Source organism: Acinetobacter sp. YH12076, from assembly GCF_013419525.1.
Taxonomy (GTDB): Bacteria; Pseudomonadota; Gammaproteobacteria; order Pseudomonadales; family Moraxellaceae; genus Acinetobacter; species Acinetobacter amyesii.
In genome coordinates this window covers 65,444-92,443 of record NZ_VOZY01000012.1, presented here as the reverse complement: position 1 = coordinate 92,443, position 27,000 = coordinate 65,444, and the positions used below count along the sequence as shown (strand labels likewise).

At 40.1% G+C, this 27,000-nt stretch carries 21 protein-coding genes and 5 tRNA genes; 15 read left to right on the top strand and 11 right to left on the bottom strand.

Translation table 11 applies throughout. The annotated features are described in order from the left end of the window. Positions 1-173: 173 nt before the first annotated feature. The 4 genes from dld to lldP form a co-directional block, all read right to left on the bottom strand. Positions 174-1,865, bottom strand: coding sequence for a D-lactate dehydrogenase (gene dld / locus FTU22_RS12760; protein ID WP_180094825.1), 1,692 nt, complete (start codon positions 1,863-1,865; stop codon positions 174-176). 319 nt (positions 1,866-2,184) lie between these two features. Then, entirely contained in the window at positions 2,185-3,339 is a 1,155-nt protein-coding gene (lldD, locus tag FTU22_RS12755; RefSeq protein WP_078192909.1) for an FMN-dependent L-lactate dehydrogenase LldD, read from the bottom strand. A 2-nt stretch (positions 3,340-3,341) separates the two neighbouring features. Beyond that, positions 3,342-4,085 (bottom strand): transcriptional regulator LldR, encoded by a 744-nt coding sequence (gene lldR, locus FTU22_RS12750; protein WP_078189144.1) that lies wholly within the window; start codon positions 4,083-4,085, stop codon positions 3,342-3,344. Positions 4,086-4,117: 32 nt separating this feature from the next. Further along, on the bottom strand, positions 4,118-5,785 hold the full coding sequence (lldP, locus tag FTU22_RS12745; protein ID WP_180085832.1) for an L-lactate permease: 1,668 nt from the start codon (positions 5,783-5,785) through the stop codon (positions 4,118-4,120). A 618-nt stretch (positions 5,786-6,403) separates the two neighbouring features. Here lldP and argG point away from each other — a divergent pair. Further along, positions 6,404-7,747 carry an argininosuccinate synthase gene (argG, locus tag FTU22_RS12740; RefSeq protein ID WP_078192912.1) on the top strand — a complete coding sequence of 448 codons (1,344 nt, stop codon included), beginning with the start codon at positions 6,404-6,406 and terminating at the stop codon, positions 7,745-7,747. 82 nt (positions 7,748-7,829) lie between these two features. Here the strand turns inward: argG and FTU22_RS12735 are convergent, their stop codons facing one another. Beyond that, positions 7,830-9,086 (bottom strand): diguanylate cyclase, encoded by a 1,257-nt coding sequence (locus FTU22_RS12735; protein WP_180094785.1) that lies wholly within the window; start codon positions 9,084-9,086, stop codon positions 7,830-7,832. 151 nt (positions 9,087-9,237) lie between these two features. Here FTU22_RS12735 and pyrC point away from each other — a divergent pair, with 151 nt between their 5' ends. The 8 genes from pyrC (at position 9,238) to FTU22_RS12695 (ending at position 17,190) form a co-directional block, all read left to right on the top strand. Next, on the top strand, positions 9,238-10,272 hold the full coding sequence (gene pyrC, locus FTU22_RS12730; RefSeq protein WP_180094783.1) for a dihydroorotase: 1,035 nt from the start codon (positions 9,238-9,240) through the stop codon (positions 10,270-10,272). Further along, positions 10,257-10,916 carry a ribonuclease T gene (gene rnt / locus FTU22_RS12725; RefSeq protein ID WP_078189149.1) on the top strand — a complete coding sequence of 220 codons (660 nt, stop codon included), beginning with the start codon at positions 10,257-10,259 and terminating at the stop codon, positions 10,914-10,916. The genes pyrC and rnt overlap by 16 nt, the downstream gene beginning before the upstream one ends. Before the next feature lie 20 nt (positions 10,917-10,936). Then, a tRNA-Glu gene (locus FTU22_RS12720) sits at positions 10,937-11,012 on the top strand. Positions 11,013-11,218: 206 nt separating this feature from the next. Next, complete coding sequence (locus FTU22_RS12715) at positions 11,219-13,756, top strand: TonB-dependent receptor plug domain-containing protein (RefSeq protein ID WP_180094781.1); 2,538 nt, start codon at positions 11,219-11,221, stop codon at positions 13,754-13,756. A gap of 59 nt (positions 13,757-13,815) precedes the next feature. Beyond that, on the top strand, positions 13,816-14,652 hold the full coding sequence (locus FTU22_RS12710) for a hypothetical protein (protein WP_180094779.1): 837 nt from the start codon (positions 13,816-13,818) through the stop codon (positions 14,650-14,652). Then, positions 14,649-15,416, top strand: coding sequence for a hypothetical protein (locus tag FTU22_RS12705; RefSeq protein ID WP_180094777.1), 768 nt, complete (start codon positions 14,649-14,651; stop codon positions 15,414-15,416). The genes FTU22_RS12710 and FTU22_RS12705 overlap by 4 nt, the downstream gene beginning before the upstream one ends. 65 nt (positions 15,417-15,481) lie before the next feature. Then, positions 15,482-15,634 (top strand): hypothetical protein, encoded by a 153-nt coding sequence (locus FTU22_RS12700; RefSeq protein ID WP_180094775.1) that lies wholly within the window; start codon positions 15,482-15,484, stop codon positions 15,632-15,634. Positions 15,635-15,762: 128 nt separating this feature from the next. Then, on the top strand, positions 15,763-17,190 hold the full coding sequence (locus FTU22_RS12695; protein WP_078192919.1) for an amino acid permease: 1,428 nt from the start codon (positions 15,763-15,765) through the stop codon (positions 17,188-17,190). 156 nt (positions 17,191-17,346) lie between these two features. Here the strand turns inward: FTU22_RS12695 and FTU22_RS12690 are convergent, their stop codons facing one another. Continuing rightward, positions 17,347-18,039 carry a hypothetical protein gene (locus FTU22_RS12690; protein WP_111885774.1) on the bottom strand — a complete coding sequence of 231 codons (693 nt, stop codon included), beginning with the start codon at positions 18,037-18,039 and terminating at the stop codon, positions 17,347-17,349. A 106-nt stretch (positions 18,040-18,145) separates the two neighbouring features. On the opposite strand from FTU22_RS12690, the gene FTU22_RS12685 reads away from it, so the two are divergent. The 6 genes from FTU22_RS12685 to FTU22_RS12660 all read left to right on the top strand — a co-directional run bounded on the left by FTU22_RS12685 (position 18,146) and on the right by FTU22_RS12660 (position 21,219). Then, positions 18,146-18,221: transfer RNA gene (locus tag FTU22_RS12685), tRNA-Glu, on the top strand. 123 nt (positions 18,222-18,344) lie between these two features. Beyond that, positions 18,345-19,763, top strand: a complete 1,419-nt coding sequence (locus FTU22_RS12680; RefSeq protein ID WP_180094773.1) for an amino acid permease — start codon at positions 18,345-18,347, stop codon at positions 19,761-19,763. Positions 19,764-19,872: 109 nt separating this feature from the next. After that, entirely contained in the window at positions 19,873-20,778 is a 906-nt protein-coding gene (locus FTU22_RS12675; protein WP_180094771.1) for an alpha/beta fold hydrolase, read from the top strand. A gap of 132 nt (positions 20,779-20,910) precedes the next feature. After that, positions 20,911-20,986: transfer RNA gene (locus FTU22_RS12670), tRNA-Glu, on the top strand. Positions 20,987-21,009: 23 nt separating this feature from the next. Continuing rightward, positions 21,010-21,085, top strand: a tRNA-Glu gene (locus FTU22_RS12665). 58 nt (positions 21,086-21,143) lie between these two features. Further along, positions 21,144-21,219: transfer RNA gene (locus FTU22_RS12660), tRNA-Glu, on the top strand. Positions 21,220-21,285: 66 nt separating this feature from the next. Here FTU22_RS12660 and FTU22_RS12655 read toward each other — a convergent pair. The 5 genes from FTU22_RS12655 to FTU22_RS12635 form a co-directional block, all read right to left on the bottom strand. Then, on the bottom strand, positions 21,286-21,885 hold the full coding sequence (locus tag FTU22_RS12655) for a YiiX family permuted papain-like enzyme (RefSeq protein WP_180094769.1): 600 nt from the start codon (positions 21,883-21,885) through the stop codon (positions 21,286-21,288). Between the two features lie 88 nt (positions 21,886-21,973). Beyond that, positions 21,974-23,218, bottom strand: coding sequence for an NADH:flavin oxidoreductase/NADH oxidase family protein (locus FTU22_RS12650; RefSeq protein WP_078189156.1), 1,245 nt, complete (start codon positions 23,216-23,218; stop codon positions 21,974-21,976). 112 nt (positions 23,219-23,330) lie between these two features. Further along, the gene (locus FTU22_RS12645) at positions 23,331-24,932 is read right to left on the bottom strand and encodes an ABC transporter ATP-binding protein (RefSeq protein WP_180094823.1); all 1,602 of its coding nucleotides are present in this window, start codon (positions 24,930-24,932) and stop codon (positions 23,331-23,333) included. Next, positions 24,907-25,920, bottom strand: a complete 1,014-nt coding sequence (locus FTU22_RS12640) for an ABC transporter permease (RefSeq protein ID WP_180094767.1) — start codon at positions 25,918-25,920, stop codon at positions 24,907-24,909. Before FTU22_RS12640 ends, FTU22_RS12645 begins: the two co-directional genes overlap by 26 nt. Further along, complete coding sequence (locus tag FTU22_RS12635; protein WP_180094765.1) at positions 25,920-26,987, bottom strand: microcin C ABC transporter permease YejB; 1,068 nt, start codon at positions 26,985-26,987, stop codon at positions 25,920-25,922. The genes FTU22_RS12640 and FTU22_RS12635 overlap by 1 nt, the downstream gene beginning before the upstream one ends. Positions 26,988-27,000 lie beyond the last annotated feature (13 nt).

Below are 27,000 nucleotides of genomic sequence, written 5' to 3'. Positions count from 1 at the left end.
TTATTTTGGCTTTGCAACTTGTTGCATAACACTTTAGCGGTTTTTTTATATTTTGGGATGACAATTTAGAAAATATTCTTCGCCTTTATGGTCAATACCTCCTGATATATAAATTCTTGAACCATAAAAAAAGCCGTGAAGTTTCACATCACGGCATGTTGTTTTTAAAAGCATTATTTCCAATGTTTCAGCTTGCTGGTTTGTCCAATTCCGACATTAAAACTATTAGTCGGATCCAGTTTTTGATAATGATTTTTTAATGCAGGCTTCGCCACATACAAATGCCCAACATTGTGTTCCGCAGGATATTCAGCGCCACGATCATCGAGTAAATGCCACATTGCATGTTCCATTGCCAAAGGATCTACACCTTTTTTCACAATATAATCTTGATGAAACACATGGCAGAGGAAATGACCATAATAGAGTTTATGGATAATTTGCTCATCCATGGCTTTCGGTAAAGTTTCCACCCATTCTCGATCATTGCGACGTAATGCAATATCCAGTGCAACAATGTCTTCCACTTCTGAACGATGCGTGTCACGATATCGAATGGCAGCACCTGCCACCGCAAAGCGATGTAAAAAAGCCTTACGTCCTTCTTCATCCGTACATTTAAAATAATTGCCTGAGGTTTTGTCTAAAAAATACGTTTTCAAATACGCATCAACTTGATCAACATCCTGATTTTCAATACGAATCATCAAATGATGTTCATATAAATCACGGAATTCATTCATCCGTTTTGGCAGATGATTCGGCATAAATTTAGTAACGAGTTGTAAAATTTTATCTGACAAACCTCGAAAGCCCAGTTTTTCTAAATAGCCATCGACTTTATCTTTCATGGCAAAAGCAGCAGGAACTTTTGCGGTGCCGAATTTTTCAATAAATACAAAAGAATCTTTGCCATATTCAGCCCCAATATCGTATGCCTTGCGATGAATGTACTCACCCGCAATCGGGAGGCGTGCAAGATCTTTTAATAGAAAACGACGAATTTCTGTTAAATCATCTTGCGAATTGGTTCCCACATAAAACACCTGACTAGGAATTTTTTCAAAGGTATCTAAACGTACTGCAAAGACGCAGACCTTACCCGCTGAACCTGATGCTTCAAATAGTCGACTCGGATCTGCATTAAAACGTGCAGGTGTATTTTCATCGACTTGTTTAACATCATGTGAGTAGCGTTTATCTGATGCACAGCAACTTGAATTATTCACAATATCATTGATTTGATAATTTTTATTTTCCAGCGCTGTGAGGATTTCTTCAGGCGTATTGCCAAGATTGACACCTAGATGATTGACCAACTCTAACTCACCTGACTCATTCACTTGTGCATACAGTGCAAGCTCTGTATAGGCAGGACCGCGGCGTACCAAAGCACCCCCTGAGTTATTGCATACGCCGCCCAAAACCGATGCCCCAATACAAGAAGAACCAATCACCGAATGAGGTTCACGATTAAATGGCAGCAAATCTTTTTCAAGTTTGTCTAATGTCGCCCCCGGTAGGCAAATGACTTGCTTGCCTTCATTAATCACTTGGATGCCAACCAAACGACGTGTACTTATCAGCACCACAGGACGGTCATAGTCATCACCAAACGGCGTTGAACCACCTGTCAGACCTGTATTGGCGGCTTGCATAATCACAATACAATTTGCATCCACAGCCGCTTGCAGCACTTGCCATTGCTCAAGCAAAGAGCCCGGTGTAACCACAGCCAATACTTTTCCTGCACCGTAACGGCGACCTTGGCGGTATAAACGTGTGTCTTTATCTTCAGTTAAAACGTGTTGCTTACCGACGATGTTGATAAGGTTTTGAATGGTTTGTAATGATTGAGTTTGCATGCTCGTAGAATTTTCCATTTTCATTATTTTCTCTCCTCGCTAAAGAGGAATTGCATTGTTATGCAATAAAAAATATTGATTTAAATAATTTAAACAACGTAGGTTTATTTGCACATATCAAAAGTTTTTAGTCATTGTTATTAAAATCTATAATGAATATCCCTTCTCCCTTTGGGATGAGTAGCAATGCTACACAAGAGGGTTAGGAGAATTAATCAATAAATACCTCTCCCTAACCCTCTCCTACAAGGAGAGGGAACTTTCATTTTTTAATTTTTTTTGATAACGAATAACTTTCCCAAGAGATCTATTCAAAAAATCACCCAGCCAACTCTTTCTCTAACTTCACCAAACAATCAGATGTAATATCCGCAATGGTTTTTGCACCTGTTAAGGTCATCGCAACACGCATTTCTTTATCAATCAGTTCTAAAAGATTGGAAACACCTTCACCACCTGCTGCACCGAGCGCATAAACAAAGGCACGACCGAGCATACAGGTATCCGCACCCAAAGCCAGCATACGCACCACATCTAAACCATTTCGAATACCAGAGTCCGCAAGAATTTTAATATCGCCTTTTACGGCATCGGCAATTGGTGGCAATGCACGCGCTGATGATAAAACCCCATCGAGCTGACGGCCACCATGGTTTGACACCACAATGCCATCTGCACCAAAACGCACTGCATCTTTGGCATCTTCAGGGTCAAGTATGCCTTTAATGACCATCGGTCCATCCCAAAATTCACGAATCCACTCAAGGTCTTTCCATGAAATTGATGGGTCAAAGTTATTGCCCAACCAGCCGATATAATCTTCTAAACCTGTTGGTTTGCCCAAGTATTTTGAAATATTCCCTAAGTCATGTGGACGACCTAACAACCCCACATTCCACGCCCAGTGTGGGTGGAAACACGACTGCATATAACGACGCATGGCTGCATTTGGACCACTCATCCCCGAGTGCGCATCACGGTAACGCGCGCCCGGAACAGGCATATCCACGGTAAACACCAGAGTTGAACAGCCAGCTGCTTTGGCACGTTCTAAAGCATTTTTCATAAAGCCACGGTCACGTAGCACATATAACTGAAACCACATGGGACGCTGAATCGCTGGCGCCACTTCCTCAATTGGACATACAGAAACTGTAGACAGCGTAAACGGAATGCCCTTTTTATCTGCAGCAACGGCTGCTTGAACTTCGCCGCGACGTGCATACATCCCTGTTAAACCCACAGGTGATAAAGCCACAGGCATCGATAAGGTTTCATTAAACAGTTGGGTTTCTAGACTCAGCTGTGACATGTCATTCAGCACACGTTGACGCAACGCTATTTTTGATAAATCTTCTACATTACGCTTTAAGGTATATTCGGCATACGCCCCGCCATCGATGTAATGAAATAAAAATGGCGGTAAACGACGACGTGCCGCTTCACGGTAGTCATTGGCAGAAGAAATAATCATGCTTATATCCTGTTTAATCGACTGGCACGCTGACGTCGAGCTTCTTCTTCATCAATCATACGCACCTGTTGTACTACAAACTCAATGTGTCCACAGACTGCTTTACGTGCAGCTTCAGGATCACGACGTTCAATTGCATTCATGACTTGAAAGTGCTGATCATGCAATTGATCAAATCGGTGTGCTTCGCTATAAACTTTTCGACGACCTAAAACGACATTAAATTGCAACAGATCAAATAGACCACGCATCATCTGAATCAACACTAAATTGTGTGAAGCTTCAGCAATTGCTAAATGAAATTTGGCATCTGCACGCGCTGCTTCATCGTCATTGCCTAAAGCCTGAAAATGATTGATCTGATCATAATAATGTCGGATATGTGCCAAGTCCTCTGCTGTAGCACGTTGTGCCGCATACCATGCAGTACCACCTTCCAAAATAATGCGCGCCTCTTGCACATCAAAACGGTAGGCAGGGTCTTCACTAATCAAACTGCTAATGGGCTGCACAATTTGATAACTCGACCATGTCGCTGGTAATTGCTTTAAAAAAGTCCCCGCACCGACTTTACTGACCAACACGCCCATGCTGGTCAATTGAGAAATCGCTTCGCGTAAAGAGGTGCGTGAGACGCCTAGTTGTTCACACAGTTTCCGTTCAGCAGGCAGACGATCTCCAACTTGCATATTGCTTTCTTCAATCAATACACGAAGACTTTGAACAGTTTTATCAGAGACTTTCATCTGCTTTCCTTAACGTTGTTACATAATGCGTGTTATGGAATCATCCAAGGGAACACATAAGCTTGTAGGGTGATTAAAATCCCCATCATGATTGTGAACGTTATACTGTGTTTTACGGTAAAACGGAATAAATCCGACTCTTTACCCACCAAGCCAACTGCCGCGCATGCAATTGCAATTGACTGCGGAGAAATCATTTTTCCAGTCACACCACCACTGGTATTGGCAGCAACGAGTAATACTTCTGGCACACCAATTTGCTGTGCAGTAGTTGCCTGTAATGCAGCAAATAGTGCATTGGCTGACGTATCTGAACCCGTTAGAAATACACCAAGCCATCCTAAAAATGGCGAGAAGAAAGTAAAGGCTTGACCTGTATGCGCAAGTGCTAATGCCAATGTTGCTGACATCCCTGAATAGTTGGCGATAAATGCAAAAGCCAAGACCATCCCAATCGAATAAATTGGAATTTTTAATTCATTAATGGTTTCACCAAAGGTCACTATCGCGTCTTTCGGCTTCATTTTTAAGAAAATAATGGTAATGATCGCAGCAATGACAATTGCCGTACCTGTTGCCGAAAACCAATCAAATTTATAGATGGCATCGTAGTCCTTCATTTCAGGTACGACAGGTGGCATCTTTTGAACCAATTGATGTAAAAATGGCACTTTGATCGAAATAACCATGTCATGCAGTGCGCCATCTTTGGTAAATAAATCCTTAAACGGTTTAATACTCCAGATCGTAACCATCACCGTTAAGATCGCAAATGGCGACCACGCTTTTGCAATTTGACCTAAGCTATATTTTTGCTGTTTTTGCGCAGCAACATCTTCACTCATCGTCGCATCTTGATCTGCAAAGCGGAAAATATGTTTAGGCTGCCAATATTTAAATAAAATCGTTAATGACACTAAAGAGGCAATCGCCGCGGTAATATCTGGTAATTCAGGACCGACAAAGTTCGAGGTTAGGTACTGTGCAATCGCAAAGCTACTCGCGCCAACCACAACTGCAGGCCAAGTTTCCTTCACACCGCGCCAGCCATCCATAATCGCCATAATCCAAAACAGTACAATCGGCACCATAAATGGCAGCTGTCGACCAACCATCTGACTGATTTCCATCGTATCAACACCAGACACTTGCCCAGCAACGATAATTGGAATACCCATCGCACCAAAAGCCACTGGCGCAGTATTGACGATCAGACAAAGACCTGCCGCATATAAAGGCTTAAAGCCTAAACCTACCAATAGTGCTGCAGTAATCGCCACAGGGGCACCAAAGCCCGCCGCACCTTCGAGGAAAGTACCGAAAGCAAAGCCAACTAACAGCATCTGTAATCGTTGATCTTCAGTAATGGAAAGAATCGAAGAACGGATGATGTCAAACTGCCCTGTTTTGACTGAAATTTTATACAGGAACACCGCACCAATAATGATCCATGCAATTGGCCATAAACCATAGAAGAAACCATAGACCATCGAAGCCAATGCCATAAGCGCAGGCATGTCATAGGCAAATAAAGACACCAAAAGTGCCAGTACAACGGTAATCGTACCTGCCACACTGCCTTTTAAACGAAATACAGCAAGCGCCAAGAAAAAAAAGATAATCGGAATGAGCGCAATTAAACTTGATATCCATATATTCCCCATTGGGTCATATATTTGCTGCCATTGAAGCATTGTCATCTCCTTGAAATGCTTACTAAGATTTAATTATTGAGCAATATCAGCATGTGGTCTTTTCTCATTGGTATGACCAACACAAGAATCAAAGACATAAAAACTCATACAATTGCTGAAATACTCCGCAATTTTTAATTATTTCAACTCAATCATTCAAGCTTTTCTTGTTTTTGGTATGACCAATATAAAATACAAAAACATTATTTGTCCGTTTAAAAACATCCATATAAACTTTTAAATAATTGTTTTGTAGTTATTATTTATGAATAGATTTTATAAAATATACTTTAGTCTAATAACCAAGCTTTGTTTGACCTCAGTCTCATTTCAATGGGAAGTATAAAAACCAAATCAACACCATATTGGTATGACCATTTATTAAAATCAAATAGATTTCTTTATATTTGCAACCTATTTCTTTCAGAAAATGCATTTTTCGCCCGCAAAAACTGGATGAAGTATTCACCAATAGATTTCAACGATCATTTTTTTCCAACTCATCGCTTGTATCTCATGATTTTTTAGAAAAACCGTGCAGAAAAGTGCTACAATCGCGCACATATATGTATTCTTTCAGGCCACCCATTCTCGGTGCCTATATTTATATCGTTAGGATTAACAATGACTGATAATGCAACTATCTTGCAGAATGTCCCAGTTGGCAAAAAAGTTGGTATTGCCTTCTCTGGTGGTCTAGATACTTCAGCTGCGCTTTTGTGGATGAAACAAAAAGGTGCAGAACCTTATGCTTACACAGCAAACTTAGGTCAACCTGATGAAGACGACTACGATGCGATTCCAAAAAAAGCGGAAGCGTATGGCGCAGTTAAAGCTCGCTTAGTTGATTGTCGTTTACAACTTGCATTAGAAGGTATTGCGGCTATTCAATGTGGCGCTTTCCACATTTCAACTGGTGGTATGCCTTATTTCAACACGACTCCTCTTGGTCGTGCAGTTACAGGTACGATGCTTGTAACCGCAATGAAAGAAGATGACGTAAACATCTGGGGTGACGGTTCGACTTATAAAGGTAACGACATTGAACGTTTCTACCGTTATGGTCTATTGACTAACCCAGCACTTAAAATTTACAAACCGTGGTTAGACCAAACCTTTATTGACGAATTAGGTGGCCGTGCAGAAATGTCACAGTTCCTAATCGACAATGGTTTTGACTACAAAATGTCAAAAGAGAAAGCGTACTCAACTGACTCAAACATGTTAGGTGCGACTCACGAAGCAAAAGATCTTGAATACCTTAATGCGGGTATCAAAATCGTAGACCCAATCATGGGCGTTGCTTTCTGGAAAGATGACGTAGAAGTTAAAGCTGAAGAAGTTTCTGTAACTTTCGAAGAAGGCTTCCCTGTTGCATTAAATGGCAAACGTATCGAAAACCCTGTTGAATTCATTCTTGAAGCCAACCGTATCGGTGGTCGTCACGGTCTAGGTATGTCAGACCAAATCGAAAACCGTATTATCGAAGCAAAATCTCGTGGTATTTACGAAGCTCCGGGTATGGCGCTACTTCACATCGCTTATGAGCGTCTTGTGACTGGTATTCATAACGAAGACACCATCGAACAATACCGCATTAACGGTCTTCGTTTAGGTCGTCTTCTTTACCAAGGTCGTTGGTTCGATTCTCAATCATTAATGCTTCGTGAAACTGCGCAGCGTTGGGTTGCTAAAGCAATCACTGGTACTGTGACTTTAGAACTTCGTCGTGGTAATGACTACACTATTCTAAACACTGAATCTCCTAACCTCACTTATGAAGCTGAGCGTTTAACTATGGAGAAAGGTGACTCTATGTTTAGTCCTGCTGACCGTATCGGTCAATTGACTATGCGTAACCTGGATATCACAGATACTCGCGCTAAATTAGGCATCTACACAAACTCTGGCTTACTTGCAGTAGGTACAGGTTCTGCAGTGCCTCAATTAAAAGACAAAAACAAATAAGATTTGTTGAGTCATAAAAAACCGCGCATTTTGCGCGGTTTTTTATTGCCGATTTCAGAGAAGTTCTCAATTTTATTAAACATTAAGCCACATGTGCTGAACGAATCGACTGATAGTAAATTTGATTCCGGCCTAATTGTTTAGCACGATACAACGCCTGATCGGCAATATTTAACAGTTCATCCTTCGTCATATTTTCAGCACGATATACCGTAATACCCAAACTAATAGTGACATGGTTGGATACCAAAGATTTTGCGTGTGGAATCTCTAAACGATCGATTGCTTTATAAATATTTGACGCTACCGCATAAGCACCATGCGCATCGGTTTCAGGCAATAAAACCACAAATTCTTCACCACCATATCGCGCTACAAAATCCATATGTCGAATGGCATTTTTAATGGTTTTGGCAATGGTTGAAATTACATCATCGCCTTTTTGATGACCGTAGAAATCGTTATAGTTTTTAAAATGGTCGACATCGATAAACAGCACAGCAAGCGAGGTGTTATTACGTCGAGATTGCTCATAAAAGGTATCAAGCATTTCATCAAAAGTACGTCGGTTTGAAATCTTGGTTAATTCATCATGCTGACTTAAATGTAAAAGCTCTGTGGTATGAATACGATGGATTTTTTCACTAATATCCGCGCGCAGCATACTCAAAAATATCATCCGTTCACGCGCACAGAGCATCTTACTGATTGCAAAACCCAATACACAGCTTCCAATCAGTACACGCCCCAACACCATCACATCAAATTTCACTTCTAATGAAAAAAGCATCAACATGGTGACCACAGCAGCCAACAATCCAGACATCAACATTTGGACTGGTTTAACCCCCGTCAAAATATAGCTCAAGATGTAAATCATACAAAGGATCATCATGGCCTGATGTTTAAGTGCTTCGGTATACACGGTCATGGTGAGCCAAGACATTGAAATAACAGCCCAAAACACTACAAACATACTGGCATGTGAAAAATAAGGCTTCAGACGGTCATAACGGGCAAAGGTATATAAAGCCAAAAGACACAGCGCACCATTGAGCTGACCGACTAAACAACGAATAAAATCATGCACAAAATGCTGTTGATCAATAATCCAGTAATCTCCGGGAATGATCAGCATCGTGAGCACAAAGTAGATCAACACTCCCATCCAAAAAAAATGACGTATGTTGGTTTGCGCACGATCGAGGCTTAAAGTCCAAAATTGAGTTTCCAGTTTTTTAGGAAACATTTCCCCTACACGACGAGTTTGCCGTGTAATCAGTTCCTCTATTTTTTCTTTATCGTATTGCAACTTTGCAAGGTTATACTTGTATTCCATTTCCAAGCATTTATCTAATTCTTTTAGTCATTTAAAAATACCACAGTTTTATTCTTTATTTATATCTGTTCAGTCATTTGTACAGAAATCTCGTTACCATTTTCACATTATTTGCATTATCATTTGTTTTATTTCCAAGCTTGGAATCGCTGTGAATACGATTACTCTTCTTCAGCCAGATGATTGGCATGCACATTTACGTGACGGTCTAGCCCTAAAGCGTACAGTTCCTGATTTAGCACAACAATTCTCTCGCGCGATTTGTATGCCAAACACCGTACCACCGGTAAAAACCGTTGAAGAAGCAAATGCATACCGTGAACGTATCATGGCACATGTTCCTGAAGGCGTTCATTTTGACCCGCGCATGGTGCTCTATTTCACAGACAACACACCTGCAAGTGAAGTTAAAAAAATTAAAGAATCTGAGCATGTTAATGCCATTAAGCTCTATCCAGCAGGTGCAACCACGAACTCGGACAGTGGTGTCAGTGACATTAGTAAAGTATATGGTGTGATTGAGCAACTCGAAGAACACCAAGTGCCATTACTCTTACATGGTGAAGTGACGCATAACCATGTCGATATTTTTGACCGTGAAAAACGTTTCCTAGATGAAGTGCTATCTCCACTGTTAAAACAGTTCCCTAAATTAAAATTGGTGCTAGAACACATCACTACTAGTGAAGCTGCGCATTTTGTATTAGAACAAGACCGTAATGTCGCTGCGACAATCACACCGCAACATTTATTGTTTAACCGTAATGATATGTTGGTGGGTGGTATTAAACCGCATTTCTATTGCTTACCGATTTTAAAACGTCAAACCCATCAGCAAACTTTGCTCGAAGTCGCGACCAGTGCGAACCCTAAATTTTTCTTAGGTACAGACAGTGCGCCGCACTCAAAAAATGCTAAAGAAAATGCATGTGGCTGTGCAGGATGTTATAGTGCACCAACAGCAATTGAGCTATACGCTCAAGCATTTGATCAAGTCGGTAAAATCGACCGTTTAGAAGGTTTTGCAAGCCACTTTGGTGCAGACTTCTACGGACTCCCTCGAAATACCAATACCATTATTTTGGTAAAAGAAGATCAAGTGATCCCTGAAAGTTTAGACTACTTGGATGGCGAAAAAATTATTCCGTTGTATGCGGGTAAGACCATCCAATGGAGAAAAGTGTGACAGATGAAACTCGACCAGTCATTGGTCAACGTTTCCGTGGATTCTTACCTGTTGTAGTCGATGTCGAAACAGCAGGTTTTAATTCACAGACCGATGCCTTACTGGAAATAGCAGCTATTCCTATTGTGTATGATGCAGAAGGTAATTTTGTACCGGGTGAAGCCCACCATGCACATATCAATCCGTTTGAAGGTGCCAACCTTGACCGTCGTTCACTGGATTTTATTGGTGTAGATCCATTTAATCCGATGCGTATGGCCATGGCTGAAGATGAAAAATCAGCATTAAAACGTATTTTCAAAGCTGTAAATGAAGTACGTCGCCAACAGAACTGCACTCACGCGGTTTTAGTTGGTCATAATGCCCATTTTGACTTAGGTTTTGTACAGGCAGCGATTGCACGTACAGGAACAAAAAATCAAAATCCTTTCCATAGTTTTTCCGTATTCGATACAGTGACTTTAAGCGCTGTAATGTTTGGACAAACTGTGCTGGCAAAATCATGTATTCAAGCTGGTATTGAGTTTGATGGCAAAGAAGCACACTCTGCACTTTACGATACTCAGAAGACCGCTGAACTGTTCTGTTATATTTTGAACAAACTCGGTCCTCACCTACTTGACACTATGATGGCGGATCAATAAGATACCGCCATCTTCTAAACGTCCCTATCGTCTAGAGGCCTAGGACATCGCCCTTTCACGGCGGTAACCGGGGTTCGAATCCCCGTAGGGACGCCAATTCTTCTTATCAAGCTTTTTCTTTTTTCTAATATTCATAACGAATGAATATTCTTAAATCATCACTATTTCTATCTTAATTCTCATTGACTGAATTTCTGTGTATTAAAAAAACATTTATTGCAAATAATTCTCATTTCTATTGATTATCCTTGTAAAGTTAATGATAATCGCTATCGTTTTTATCTGCATAATTGTTGACAGCCATGCGCTTTGCCTATTCTCCCCTTAATATCGCAATTTTGACTGCTTTAGCATCTCAAACGTATGCAAATGAAAGCCAGATCTCCGAAGAAATCAAAACCAATACGGTGTCGATGACACCTATTGAGGTTGAAGTCAAAGCCAAGCAAGAAGTAGGTAAAACCGTCTACACCAAAGAAGATTTAGAAAAAACGCCGAATATCTCAAAAAATATCACAGACTTTTTAAAAGTTAATCCAAATGTGCAGTTTAGCCGTGAACAACGTTCTGCAGATTCACAGGCTGAGCTACGACCATCCGAGATTTCTATTAATGGCGCGCAAACTTACCGAAATAAATTTGTAATTAACGGCGTCAATACCACCAATAACCTTGACCCTCTGGCAAGTGGCGACTCCTATTCAGGTAAACTAGATGGTGGCTCACAAGGGATGGCCCTAAATACCGATTTAATTTGTAAATTAGAATTGATCGATAGTAATGTTTCTGCAGCATACGGCGAATTTACAGGTGGTGTAGTTAATGCTGAAACTTGTGCCCCAAATACTGAAATTGGCAAAATCCACGGCTCCCTTACTTACGACTACACGGAAAGTGATTGGTCACGTTATCATTTTACCGATGAAGAAGAAGCTGCAGAGTTTGAAGATCCAACCTCATCAAATAATAAAGAATATAAAAAACACGGCCTAAGCCTGAATCTATACAGCAAACTCTCTGAACAATGGGGCATCAATAGTTATGCCTCTAAACGTGAATCCATCGTTCCAGTAATGAGTGGTTTAGAAGATCGCAGTAAAGTCAAAAGCGAGCGTAATAATATCAACTTAGGGACTACCCTTTTTTACACACCTTCGGACACAATCAAAGCGAAGTTTGGCTTTGATTTAGGGGATTTGGACAGTCTAAATTTCGTTGATAAGCGAATAAATTCAAAAAGTATTAGCAATACAGAAACGCTGACATTTTTTGGTGAATTAGAAAGTAAACTCAATAATTCAACATTAAAACAAAATATTAGCTATCAAACGCTAAGCCAAGCACGTGAAAATGATTCAACTACCGGCATTCTTTGGAAGCAAACACCAACTAAAAACTGGAGTTCCAATCCTGGTGAAGGTGCCACAAGTAGTGATATTGAATTACACCAAGATACATTTTCGTATAGTCTAAAAAATGCGTTTGATACCATTCAGATTGGCAACAGCATGCAACAATTAAGCTTTGGTATGGGCTATGACTATTCTAAAGTTGCATGGGAACGGCCTAACGATGCCTATATGTATAATCAGCCTAAGACTTTTACATCTAGTTCAGGCATTAGCTGTACGGCAGGTGATATTCTTTGTGATGAAGCAACGGATGAAAATAACTATCAAGGCCAATATCAAACAAATGGCAAGTATTATCAAAAAGGTAAAGTTAATATTGACCAACAACGTGTGCATACCTTCATTGAAAACACATCGACTTGGGATAATTTTTCAGCGCGTTTAGGTTTACGTGCAGATTATGATAGCTTATCGAAAAATTTAAATATTGCACCTCGTACTGCCTTTAACTATAAACCGCTAAAAAATGATCTTCTGTCCTTCACTACGGGATGGAATCGATATTATGCAAACTATACCTTAGCCACTGAACTGCAAGATCAACTTGCATTTTTGGAATACAATTTAAAACGCACAAAAAATCAAACTGAAGATTATTGGACTCAAACTGGGTTATCAGATTTAATATTAGCTAATTCCAATGTTCAACGTGCCAATTTAAAGACCCCTTATGCTGACGAAATTGTGTTTGCCATTAATAGCCAAGTTAAAAACTGGAACCTTGGTCTGAAATGGGTGAATCGCGATAACAAAGATGAAATCACAAAAAATCGTTTTATTGATCCAACAACCAGCAATACCATCGATCATTTTGAATATAGTAATAGTGGTAAAGCAAAAGCTGACATTTACACACTCACACTCAGAAATACGCTGCCAGTCGTATATAAAAACTCTCTGCACGGGTTTAACTTTGGCTTTGATTACACTGAATCAGAAAAAAATTATTTAGACTATTCTGAGTCATATAACGTTAACAGTAATACGGCTGCTGAAGATCGCGATATTATCTTTAACGGCAGCCTCATCCAATTTAATGAACGTCCTGTTGAAAATTTCAATCAGCCTTGGACTGCTCGTTTTGGTTGGGACATTGAGTTTTCAAATTTACCATTAAAGATTAATAACTTCTTAAGCTACAAATCTGAATATAAAGATACGTATAAACTAAAAAACAAAGTTGAACATGATGGTGTCCTGTTGGAAGCCTATGCTACAGATACGATTAGACCTCGATTTAGTTGGGATATGCGTACCACTTATGATTTCAATTTCGCTAAAGATTACAAAGCAATATTCGGTTTAACCATTAACAATATTACCAATCGACATAATATCTATACCACCCCAGGTATTAGTGAGTCGACCAACAGACTTAGATCTGAAATTGGGCGACAGTTCATTGCTGATGTCACATTTAAATTTTAAACTTCCCCTATCAAGAGCGCCTAAAAACGCTCTTGATTCATTTTCAAATAGAATAAAACATGAAAAAAATAATCTTACTCTTTGGCCTGTGCATAGTATGTCTCGGTATCTTCATCTACATTTTTAGACCCGAAGCCAGCCTACCGACAAATCCTTCAAATACTGTTGAGCATGATGCCAATCAGACAAATCAAACAGAATTGAATGATGACCAAGAATCTTCTATTCCCAAAACCAACGATCGTGACACTCAAATACAAGCGAAAAAAACAAAAAAATTGAGTGAAGAAGCAATACAGTATTATCGAACAGCAACCAAATACGGTTGGGAGTCAATCGTTCGTGATTTTGAAAATGGAACCATTCTAAAAAGTAAAATGCCTAAAGGGGAAAAAGAAAAACTTTGCGAAATTGCACTGAGTCTAAGTACTGCCGATCAAACCAAACGCTTATTTAAAGCAAATTGCAAACCAGTCAATGGCCGTTCATCCTCTATGATTATTAATGGCGCATTAACCAATGCAGAAGACAAAATAGATCAAAATGAAATCATTGAAAAATTAAAACTCTACAAGTCGGAAAATGTTTTACAAACACACGTTACGTATAAATTTGGCCCGTATGAAGAAAAAAGCTCTTTACAATCCAAAGCAATTGGTTGGGGACTAGAAGACGTTTCTGATTATTTGCTGAGTATCGGTGTCGATTACACGGGCGTGGATGGTAATTTAATTTTAGACAATATCAAAGGCCGTAACCCTTATGTGAGTTTGGTTCAAAAACTACTGAATGCAGGAATCGAGCCCAATAGTAGCGTCTATAAACAAATAGAACAGAATGACTTTTCCACCAAACATCCTGACGTTTACAATTTATTAAAAACACATAAACCATGAAAAACATCGTTATTACCAGCTGCCTGCTAATGAGTATGCATTGCTTTGCAAATGCTCCAGTGCCACAAAATCACGCTACCAATGCACCATCAGTGAAAAACATTCACGACTTTAAAAAGATCAAAGGGATGACAAATGATGCATCTCGTTATTATAAATTTATAAACATATATGGTTGGTCAGCCATAGTGCAGGAATTTGAAAATAAAAATATTCAAAACAGTAAAATGAAAAATAAAGAAGTTAAAAAAATGTGTGACACAGCGCATCTTGTACTTCCACTTCAAGATATCAAGCGACTGATTGCTGCTGATTGCAAACCCAGCTCAAACGATGTGACTTTTAACACCATCAATAGGATTTTAAAAAATGGCGATGGTTCTATTAATGAACAAGAAATTATTGCTAAATTAGAATTTTATAATGCATTAGGATTATTAAAAACACATCAAACATACGGCCGTGGCTATCGTGCAGAAACATATAATTTACTCTACAAAGCTGCCGGTTTTGGTTTGCCTGATGTTTTTGATTATCTCCTGAATATCGGACTCACAGTAAAATATACCGATGGTAACTTACTAAATACACATTTTGATGGTCGCTCCCCTCAACTCGCTTTAACCCAAAAAATTTTAAAACTGGGTGTCGAGCCAAATGCTTCAACCATCACAATCATGCAACAACGGAACTTTAAACAACACTACCCCGACATTTACCAAATCATACTGTCCAATCTAGAACAGAAAAACCACAAACTTTAATTAATTACAGCCTGACTGGTTTTGTTTATACTTCAGCTTGATCTATTTTGATGTAAGAATACCCTATGTTTAAAAAGTTGCTCTTGGTTTTAGCCATCTTATTTCCATCTGCACTCTATCTGTATATTGTGAGCCGCGATGACAACGAAGCCCCTGTAGCTGAACAAACTCAAGTACCTGCAACTTCTGAAGCTGAGTATCAAACTCCTGACCATTAATCCAATGGTCAGTGCTAAAGATTTAAATTTTAGATCAGTATTATCACATTATAAGAAAAATTCGATTTATCAATCATTTCACTGCATTCAATCATAAAATATACCTTTCATTCAATTTTCTTTTCACTATGCAATCTCCCTCTGAACCTTCGCAACACTCGTCTGCTGAAGGTAAAAGTCCATCGCTTAAACGTGCGATGACGACTCGACACCTTGTGATGCTCTCACTTGGTGGTGCAATTGGTACTGGTTTGTTTATGGGTTCAGGTGAAGTTATTTCACAAGCTGGGCCTTTGGGCGCTGTACTTGCCTACATTATTGGCGGTCTAATCGCCTACATGGTTATGCTCTGTTTGGGTGAGCTTGCCGTACATTTACCTGTTTCTGGCTCTTTTGGTGCTTTTGCGACAAATTATATTGGCCCGGGTACCGGTTATATGGTGTCTTGGATGTACTGGTTGGGCTGGTCTGCCACCTTAGGTACAGAATTTACTGCGGCGGCTATTTTGATGCAGGAATGGTTTCCACAAACCTCTATTTGGTTATGGACACTGATCTTTGCAGCTGGCGTACTGATCTCTAATCTAAGTTCTACACGTGCGTTTGCAGAGTCAGAATTTTGGTTATCAATGGTGAAAGTTGCAACAGTGTTGATTTTCATCATCCTTGGTTTTGCCTGCATCTTTGGTTTCGTACCTTTCCAAGGCTATGAATCAGCTCCAATGTTCCACAATTTGACAGAACATGGTTGGCTGCCAAATGGTTTGTTCCCTCTGTTTGCCACGCTATTGATCGTGAACTTTGCCTTTAATGGTACGGAGATGATTGGTATCGCTGCAGGTGAAACTGAAAACCCTGAAAAGAATGTGCCTAAAGCCATTCATGCTGCGGTATGGCGCTTAATCATTTTCTTTGTCGGCACTATTATCGTCATCAGTTCACTGTTGACCTATACCGATGCAGGTTTAAATGTCGGCGGACATGGCGGCTTAAGTAGTAGCCCATTCGTTTCCGTATTTAACCTGATGGGCATTCCCTATGCAGAAGACTTAATTCGTTTCGTCATTATTACGGCTTTACTGTCTACAGCTAACTCTGGTTTATATGCTGCATCACGTATGATGTGGGCGCTGTCCGCACAAAAACAATTACCGCGAGCTTTCGGCAAATTAAGCAAAACTGGTGTGCCTTATATTGCTGTATTGGTCACTATGATCGGTGGTTTACCGGGTCTATTATCAGAACAATTTGGCGCAGATGTGATCTTCAAGAACTTGATGGGGGTTGCCGCTTTCACCATGGTGATCGTGTGGATGAGTATTTGTTGGAGTCAATTTAACTTCCGTCGCCAATGGCTGAAACAAGGTCATAGCGTGTCAGAGCTTAAATTCCGTACACCATGGTTCCCGCTGGTTCCAATTCTTGGCTTTGTCTGCTGTACCGCAACAGGTTTAAGTATGGCTGCAGATCCTGAAATGCTTTCAGGCTTTATTGGCTGTCTGATCTTTATGGCGGCGTGTTATGCAGGTTATTATTGGTTATATCACGATAAATAAAATAGTTAAGGTGGCTCATTAGCCACCTTTTTTTATGAAACTATTTCTCTTCCCTATGAGAGAAAAATTAGGGTTTCCATATAAATTCAAAAATGATTTGTGGGAGCAGTTTAATCCACAAAAACCACTGTACAAATTATAATTTAAGGAAATCGTTCAACTGCTTTTCGTCAATGAGTTTTTATCCTCGCTCAACACCAAGATATAATCCCATACTTTCAACTCCAATGCGTCCTTTTCGGATTTTGCCCCCTTAGAAACATTAGCTAAAAGACACGCAGCTACTATTGCTAGAAATATTTGGATAGATACTCTCAAACTTGTATTAGATATTAATTCAACAAAAGTAAAGTTAAAAACTATTAATGAAAGTGGCAAAAGCACCCGACTTGAATTCATCTGTTTTTTAAATTCAGGAAAATCACGATTAATAACCAATAAATCTTGTTTGTCTTTACTCCACAACATTGGCTCAAAACATACATCCAATTTTTTTTCTAATCTTTCAAGTTCTACATCATCACTAGACAACTGATATCTTCGAACCTTTAAGATTAAATATAATTTAAAAAAGCTCTGGATATCTAAAAAATAATGAGAATCATCTAAAGATTTGAGGTGATTATACGTAATTCTACTTTCCCCATCTAAATCCCTAAATAAAAGTTCATCAATAATTCTTTCAAACTCTGATTTACTGATATACGAAGAAAAATTATTTGGATAAACGTCAAACCAATGCAAATAATTCAATAAAACTATATAGAATCTTTGATGGACTTTGCCCACATTAAATTGATTGATTTCAAATAAAATTCCAGAAATAAACTCATTAAAATTATTTTTCATTAAAAAAATTCTGTTTTTGTTTCATTTATATACATTTAGAATATAACAATGAAACTCTATTTTGACAAATATAGATGGGCTATGTACTATACACCCACCTCAAAACGTCCCTATCGTCTAGAGGCCTAGGACATCGCCCTTTCACGGCGGTAACCGGGGTTCGAATCCCCGTAGGGACGCCAATTTTTCTGTCAGCTCTGACAAACTTAAAGTTTATTTATCTATAATTTATATTAATTGATTGCATCATCATTGCATTCTTCTCTACAATTACTCGCTTCATTATTTGATTCTCCTTTTTCTCTATGCAGTCATCACATTCTCCGAATGATGCTTCGCATCAGGGCAATTCTGCGCCGTTAAAACGCGCTATGAGTACTCGACATCTGGTGATGATTTCGCTTGGCGGCGCAATCGGTACTGGTTTATTTCTTGGTTCGGGTGAAGTCATTGCACAAACGGGGCCTGTAGGTGCCATTATTTCGTATTTTTTAGGCGGTATTATCGCCTATATGGTGATGCTTTGCTTAGGCGAGCTTGCTGTACATATGCCTGAATCTGGTTCATTTGGCGCTTATGCTAAACGCTATATCGGACCGGGTACGGGTTATACCATCACTTGGCTGTATTGGCTGACTTGGTCCGTAACGCTAGGAACTGAATTTACTGCTGCTGCACTTTTAATGCAGGAATGGTTCCCAGACAGTTCTATGTGGATGTGGACCTTAATCTTTGGTGCTTTTGTATTCTGCTTGAATATGATTTCAACTAAATGGTTTGCTGAATCTGAATTTTGGCTAGCCTTAGTCAAGGTGATTACCGTTGTAGCCTTTATTATTTTAGGTCTATTGGCCATTTTTGGTATTTTAGGCTATCGAGGCTATGAAGCTGCACCGCTGTTTAGCAACCTCACTGCACAAGGCTGGTTCCCTGAAGGCTTGTTCCCAATCTTCGCTACAATGTTGATTGTGAACTTTGCATTCTCTGGTACTGAGCTGATTGGTGTTGCTGCGGGTGAAACCAAAGATCCAGCGAAAAATGTACCTAAAGCCATTAACACGGCGATTTTCCGCTTATTGATTTTCTTTGTAGGTACCATTGTTGTTATTACTGCATTATTACCACACCAAGAAGCCGGCTTATCTGCCGAAGGTGTAAGTAGTTCACCTTTCGTAACGGTATTCCAGCACATTGGTATTCCTTATGCAGAAGACATTATCCGCTTTGTGATTATCACAGCCCTACTTTCTGCTGCAAACTCAGGTTTATTTGCTGCATCTCGAATGATGTGGTCATTATCCTATAGTAAGCAATTACCTGCGGTGTTCTCTAAAGTGAACTCGCGCGGTATTCCTTATGTTGCAGTAATTGTGACCATGATCGGTGGTATGCCAGGCTTACTTTCTGAGCAATTTGCACCAGAAACCATCTTCAAAAACTTGTTAGGTGTTGCTGCATTTACCATGGTGGTAGTGTGGATGAGTATTTGTTTAAGCCAATTCAACTTCCGTCGTCAGTGGTATAAAGAAGGCAAAACTGCAAAAGATTTAGCTTTTGCTGCACCATTCTTTCCAATCGTGCCGATACTCGGTTTTGTATTCTGTCTGATTACCTGTATTAGTATGGTATTTGACCCAGAAATGTTAACTGGCTTTATCTGCTGTATGATCTTCATTGTGGCGTGTTATATCAGCTACTACACCTTGTATCACAACAAAGATTGATCTGCGTTGTCATACCAAACACCATAAAAGAGTAACTTCGGTTGCTCTTTTTTTATGGCTATATTTTAATAAAAGTAGAATAAAAACTGGTCCGTCGATGAGGTGCAATATGCAGATCATCTTTATCCATGGCATGAATCAACAGCAACAAACTGCACGTTCGCTCGAACAGCATTGGCTTGCACTGTTGTCTCAAGGCTTAAAGCAAAGCCATCAAGAGACTTTTTTATCGTATATACAGCACCATATGCGCATGCCTTTTTATGGGGACTTACTCACGCGTTATCATTTGCAGAATATGCTTCAAGCCAGCACCTTGACGCCTCAAACGTGGCCACATTTTCCGTTTATCCATCGTACTGAACTCCCAGAAAAATCACCAAAAGTACTTGAGCATCACGCTGTACAAAATAATCTATCTGACATCACCCTCAATGATGCTATTGGATTGAGCCAGTCATTCAAATCGATCACCGCACTCGGCAAAGATCTTGCCCTACGCGATTTTGCAGTTTTAATGAATTATTTCCCAAAATTACATGCCACACTTTTGCATAAATTTTTGGTCGAAACTTATCTCTATTTATCCAATCCACACTTTATTCAGGCAGTTCACACTCGTCTGCATGAGCAATTACATCAAACGAAACCCACCCTTTTGATTGCACATTCATTAGGTAGCGTTATTGCGTATCATTTTTTACTGTTACATCCTGAACTCAATATACAGCGCTTTATCACCTTGGGCTCACCTTTGGCTTTTCGTGTCATCCAAGCCCACTTACCTCAGCCTTTACAGCGGCCTGATGCAATTTCAGGCGATTGGTTAAACTTTTATTCACATGATGATTTTCTCAGTGCTTTTCCACTGAGTCAGGCACCATTTGATTTTCAACCCGCCATTATCAACCAGCAAATTCAGACATCGATTGAACACCCACACGATATTGCTGGATATTTAACGCATCCAGAAGTTATTGCTACAATCTTACAAGTGTTGAAAAAACCGACATAAATAATGTATTTTTCAAACATTTTTAGCAAATTGTTTTAATTTTATGCACTCAACAACAAAAACTGAATTTATTTATAGAAAAGCGTTTGACACCCCCCGATTTTCACCCTAATATACGCCCACCTCTGAAACGTCCCTATCGTCTAGAGGCCTAGGACATCGCCCTTTCACGGCGGTAACCGGGGTTCGAATCCCCGTAGGGACGCCAATTTCAGAAGTACATTTTATTAAGTCCCTATCGTCTAGAGGCCTAGGACATCGCCCTTTCACGGCGGTAACCGGGGTTCGAATCCCCGTAGGGACGCCATTATTTAGTCTAAAAACTTAGACTGAAATGAACGGTTTTAAAATTTGCTTTCTGTACTGTCCCTATCGTCTAGAGGCCTAGGACATCGCCCTTTCACGGCGGTAACCGGGGTTCGAATCCCCGTAGGGACGCCATATTCGAGTTGGTTTTAATCACTCATTAAAAAGCTCAAACATTGCGACTTGGGCTTTTTTATTGCCTTAATTTCTAAATATTTCTTTTAAAAGTTTTGAATCATAAATGGCCTTAGGGGCAATCACCTGCTCGTTTAGCGGAATATTTTGACCATAGCGCTGCCGCATTAGACGCTGCACTTCATTTTGTTTTAAATCAAATTGTTTCAGTTGTTGTAATGGAGAAAGTTCGATTCCTAAAGCATGCTGATAAGCTTTCCAAACAATTTCAGAACAGTAAATTGCACGATCATCCCATTCAAAATAAATATCATAGGGTTTGCCCAAGTACTTTTCTGCATTTTGTACCAGCTTCGTTTTCTGCTGCACATTTAAGGGTTGTTTGAGCCTTTTCACCACATAATGAGCATTTTCCCCACGCGCGATCCATTGATTTAAAGCGGTATATTGCACAGGTTGAATGGCTTCAAGCACCCACGTTTGGTTATTTTTATTTACGATCATGCCCATGTGACTATAGGGCGAATGTGTGGCCTTTTGAATGCTTAAACTTTGTTGTGACTTTGAGATATGAAAAATAATATCTCCCGTCTGAAATGTAGACTGGGCATAGAGAGCAGAACTGAGCCCCGAAAGAATGGCCGTTAATATTAAAATTTTAGACATTTTTATTGTAAGCAATATTGATATGAATGAAGGCAACCATAACATGAATATATGTCGGTTGCCCTGATTCTAAAAATTCAATGATTGATTAAGCCGACTTACGTGAATTGACTTGCCCTTTAATGACCGCTGTTAAATTTCCTTTAAGATATTTAAAAAACACTTTTAAGGGTGAAAGTTTAGGATTTGGCTGTTTGCCTTCACCAATCGATTTAAACTGAGCGGCGTACCAAATAATTTCCATAATCGCCATTTTATCAATCATCGGTATGCCAGTTTTAATTTTGTCCACACCGTAACGAACATCCTGACCCGCCAATAAACGATCAGCCAAATCGACTTCAACAGCAAATGGACGTGCAATACCAATAAAATCACAAGCTCCACTGTCTAGTGCAGCATTCATGCCTTGCACGGTTCTAAACCCACCGGTAACCATTAACGCGCATTTCACTTCTTTACGGATATTGTCCGCAAAATCGAGGAAATACGCTTCACGAGCAATGGTACTGGCTTTACGTTTTTCTTCTTTAGCACCCGCCATCGCTGGCGCTTCATAGGAACCGCCCGAGATTTCAATCATATCAATCCCTGCGGCATCGATTGCCTTAAAGACCTCAATCACATCTGTTTCGCTAATTCCGCCCCGTTGGAAATCAGCAGAGTTGAGTTTGACCGAAATTATAAAATCATCTGTCGTCGCTGCACGAACTGCCTTGTAGATTTCAAGCAAAAAGCGCATGCGATTTTCATTTGAGCCGCCCCACTGATCTTGACGTTTATTGGTCAATGGCGACAAAAACTGACTAATTAAATAACCATGCGCACCATGCAATTGCACGCCTTCAAAGCCTGCCTTTTCACAAATGTGTGCGGCACGTGCAAAACGCTGAATGATATCCAAAATTTCATCTTCACGAAGTTCGCGCGGTGTTCCAAACGTTGTGGCTAGCATCGGACTAAATGGTACAGCGGACGGCGCAACCGTTTCCTTATTTAACCCTTTAGGACATTGACGGCCCGGATGTGAAAGTTGAACCAATTGCACCATGCCGTGCTTTTTCCCTAGCTCAGCCCACTGTGTTAATTGCGCTAAATCTCGCTCTGTTTCAGCGACAACAACCCCCGGCTCATTTTTAGCACGAAAATCCACCATGACATTACCGGTAATGGCACAGCCTAAACCACCCTTCGCCCAAGCTTCATATAATCCAAAATGTAAGTGATTGGGTTGGCCTGCGGTATTGGCCAATGCTTCACTCATTGCACCTTTAATGATGCGATTTTTAAATGTGGTATTACGAATTTTAAAGCTTTCAGCTAAATGGCTCATGGCAATGTCCAAAATGAAATAACAAGTCCTGAGTATTTACTCTAATTATTATTTTCTAAAGGTCAAGGATATTTTGACAATGACACTTGTCAAAATATCCATAAGTTTGATTTTAGTATTGGCTGGCTTCAATTAATTTACGGGTATAGTCCGTTTGTGGTCGCGCAAATAGATCTGCGGTGTCTTGAAATTCCATGACTTTGGCATGACGCAGTACCAACACTTTTTGACACAAGGCTTTGACCACGTGTAAATCGTGACTGATAAATAAATAACTCATATTAAATTCTTGCTGCAAGCGCCGTAGTAGCTTCACGATGGCTTTTTGTGTCGTCCGATCAAGCGCCGATGTGGGTTCATCGAGAATCAGCAATTTAGGACGCAAAACCAACGCACGTGCCAAGGCAACTCGCTGCCGTTGCCCACCGGATAACTCATGTGGATAACGCTGCTTGAATGAGCTTGCTAATTCGACTTTCTGCAAAGCTTCATCTATACGCTGTACAATTTCATTTGCAGATAAATGCTGTAAGGCCAGACCTTCGCCAATGGTTTGCTCTACATTGAGCCGTGGATTTAAACTACTGAATGGATCTTGAAAGACGATTTGAAATTTACGACGTAAAGGTCTGAGCTGTTTTTCTGAAAGTTGATTGATGGCGTGTTGATTTAACATAATTTCGCCATCACTTTCTATGAGCCGAGCAATAGCCAGTGCTAAAGAGCTTTTCCCTGAACCACTCTCTCCAACAATACCGATCGACTCACCTTCAGCCACAGTTAAATCCAAAGCTTCTACCGCAATGACATAATCTTTGATGCGGTTCAATAAGCCTTGTTTGACTGGGAATTTCACTCCTAACTGGCGTAATTCTAAAAGTTTTTGAGTTTGCGAAACTTGTATCGCTACTCCAAAATCATGGTCTAACAGATTTTTGGTATACGCCTGCTTCGGTTGCTCAAAAATTTCCTGAACACCACCTTGCTCCACCACTTGCCCACGATTCATCACAATCACATGTTCGGCATAGCGCTTGACCAAATTCAGGTCATGGCTAATTAATATCATCGCCATATTACGCTGCTGTTGTAGCGACTTTAATAAATTTAAGATTTGCGCTTGCAAAGTAACATCTAAAGCCGTGGTTGGCTCATCAGCGATTAAAATATCAGGATCTAAGGCCAATGCCATGGCAATCATGACACGTTGACGCTGCCCGCCTGATAACTCATGTGGATAGCGTCTTAATTTATCTTCAGCATCCGGAATACCCACATCATTTAATAATTCTATAACCCTCTGTCGTGTTTTTGCCTTCGACCAACCCTGTAACAACAGTGACTCACCAACAATCTTTTCCACACGATGTAAGGGATTTAAGGCCGTCATCGGCTCTTGAAAAATCATGGCAATTTTCTGTCCACGAATGTTTCGGTGCTGCTCAGGACTCAGTCCAAGAATATTTTGTCCATTCAGGCTGACGCTGCCTGTGACCTGCAGATCACTTGGCAACAAACCGAGTATAGCTAGGCTGCTAATCGATTTACCTGAACCGCTTTCTCCAACAATGGCTAACGTTTCACCTGCATGCAATTTAAAATTCAGGTCTTCAACCAAGACCTGTGCTGCATGTGAAATATGTAAATGTTCAACCGCTAATACGATGGGAGGTACATTAACTTGATGATTATTGACGTCTAGGATCGAATGCATCACGTGTCGCCTCCCCAATGTAAATCAATAAAGACAGCACGATCGCTAAGGTAAAAAACCCCGATAAGGCAAGCCAAGGTGCATTCAGATTGTTTTTCCCTTGAAGCAATAACTCACCTAATGACGCTGCATCAGGCGGTAAGCCATAACCTAAGAAATCTAAGGCTGTGAGTGCCGTAATATTTGCCGTAAGCATGAAAGGTAGCTGTGACAAACTAGAACTCATCGCATTTGGTAAGATATGCCGAAACATAATCGTACTATCTGTAACACCAAGACTCCGTGCTGCACGTACATAGTCAAAATTACGCGCCCGTAAAAACTCTGCACGAACCAAGCCAACTAAAGTGGGCCAACCAAACAACAGCATAATGACAAAGAGCCAATACACACTCGGCGTAAACATGCTGACCAAAATCATCACCATGAATAGCATCGGTAGTCCACCCCAGACTTCCAAAATTCGTTGACCAATGAGGTCCAGCCAGCCACCATAATAGCCCTGTATAGCCCCAACGATGATGCCCAATATGGCTGAAGCGAAGGTTAATGCAAAGCCAAACAGGAGCGACACACGTAATCCATATAAAATACGTGCGAGCACATCACGTCCTTGGTCATCGGTACCGAGCCAATTTTGTGCAGTCGGTGCAGATGGCACAGGCACAGCCAACTCTAAATTCGGTGTTTGATAGGAAAATTTAATCAGTGGCCATACAGCCCAGCCTTTATCTTCAATCAGTTGCTGTACCACAGGATCTTTATAATCTGCCTCAGTTTCAAAAACGCCACCGAAAGCAGTTTCTGGATAACTTTTTAATACGGGAACGTATAAAGAATCATCGTATTTAACCAAGAGCGGTTTATCATTGGCAATAAACTCGACAGCTAATGACAACATAAAAATCAAGGCAAAGCTGATAAAGCATGTAAAGCCTAATTTATTTTCTTTAAAACGTTGAAAACGCGCTTGCATGATCGGAGACATTATTTTGCCCCCTGCGAATCAAAATTAATTCGTGGATCAATCATTTGATACATGACATCGCTGATTAATCTTAAGATCAGCCCCATCAAGGTAAAAATAAACAAGGTACCGAAAATGACTGGATAATCACGCTGTACAATGGCTTCAAATCCTAATAACCCCAGCCCATCTAGATTGAAAATAATTTCAATAAATAGATTTCCCACAAAGAAGATGCCAATCAAGGCTTCTGGTAGACCAGCAATGACAATGAGCATTGCATTACGAAATACATGCCCATACAGCACACGTGATTCGGTCAAACCTTTAGAACGAGCAGCAAGAACATATTGCTTATTTAGTTCTTCCATAAAAGAGTATTTGGTCAGATAAGTTAAGCCAGCGAAACCACCAATTACCATAGCAAACAAAGGCAACACCATATGCCAAAAATAATCTGCAATTTTGCCAAATACACTTAACTCAGCAAAATTCTCTGAAACTAAACCTTGTAGAGGAAACCACTGAAAATATGAACCACCTGCAAAAAATACAATGAGTAAAATAGCAAAGGCAAAAGCAGGAATGGCGTAGCCGATAGCCAATAAAATAGACGTGCTTTTATCAAATAGCAGACCATGTTGACGGGCTTTTTTAATGCCTAAAGGAATAGACACCATATAGATCAGCAAGGTACTCCACAAGCCAAGGGATAAGGATACAGGCAGCTTTTCCCAAAGTAGCTGGGTCACAGGCTTATCTTTAAAAAAACTGGTACCAAAATCTAGCGTTACATAGCCCTTTAACATGAGCCAAAAACGTTCGAATAATGGTTTATCGAAACCATATTGCGCTTCGATTTTTGCCACCATTTCTTCACTGAGGCCTTTAGCACCTTGGTATTTACTGCCTGTCGTCGCAGTTTCTCCACCACCTGTGTTTCCCATACCTTGAAAGGACTCAGCTTGCTGTATGGCTTGTTCAACAGGTCCTCCCGGTGCAATCTGAATCACGACAAAGTTAATCAGTAAAATGAAAAACAATGTTGGAATAATCAGGAGCAATCTTTTTAAAATATATGTGCCCATGTTGCTTTAATAT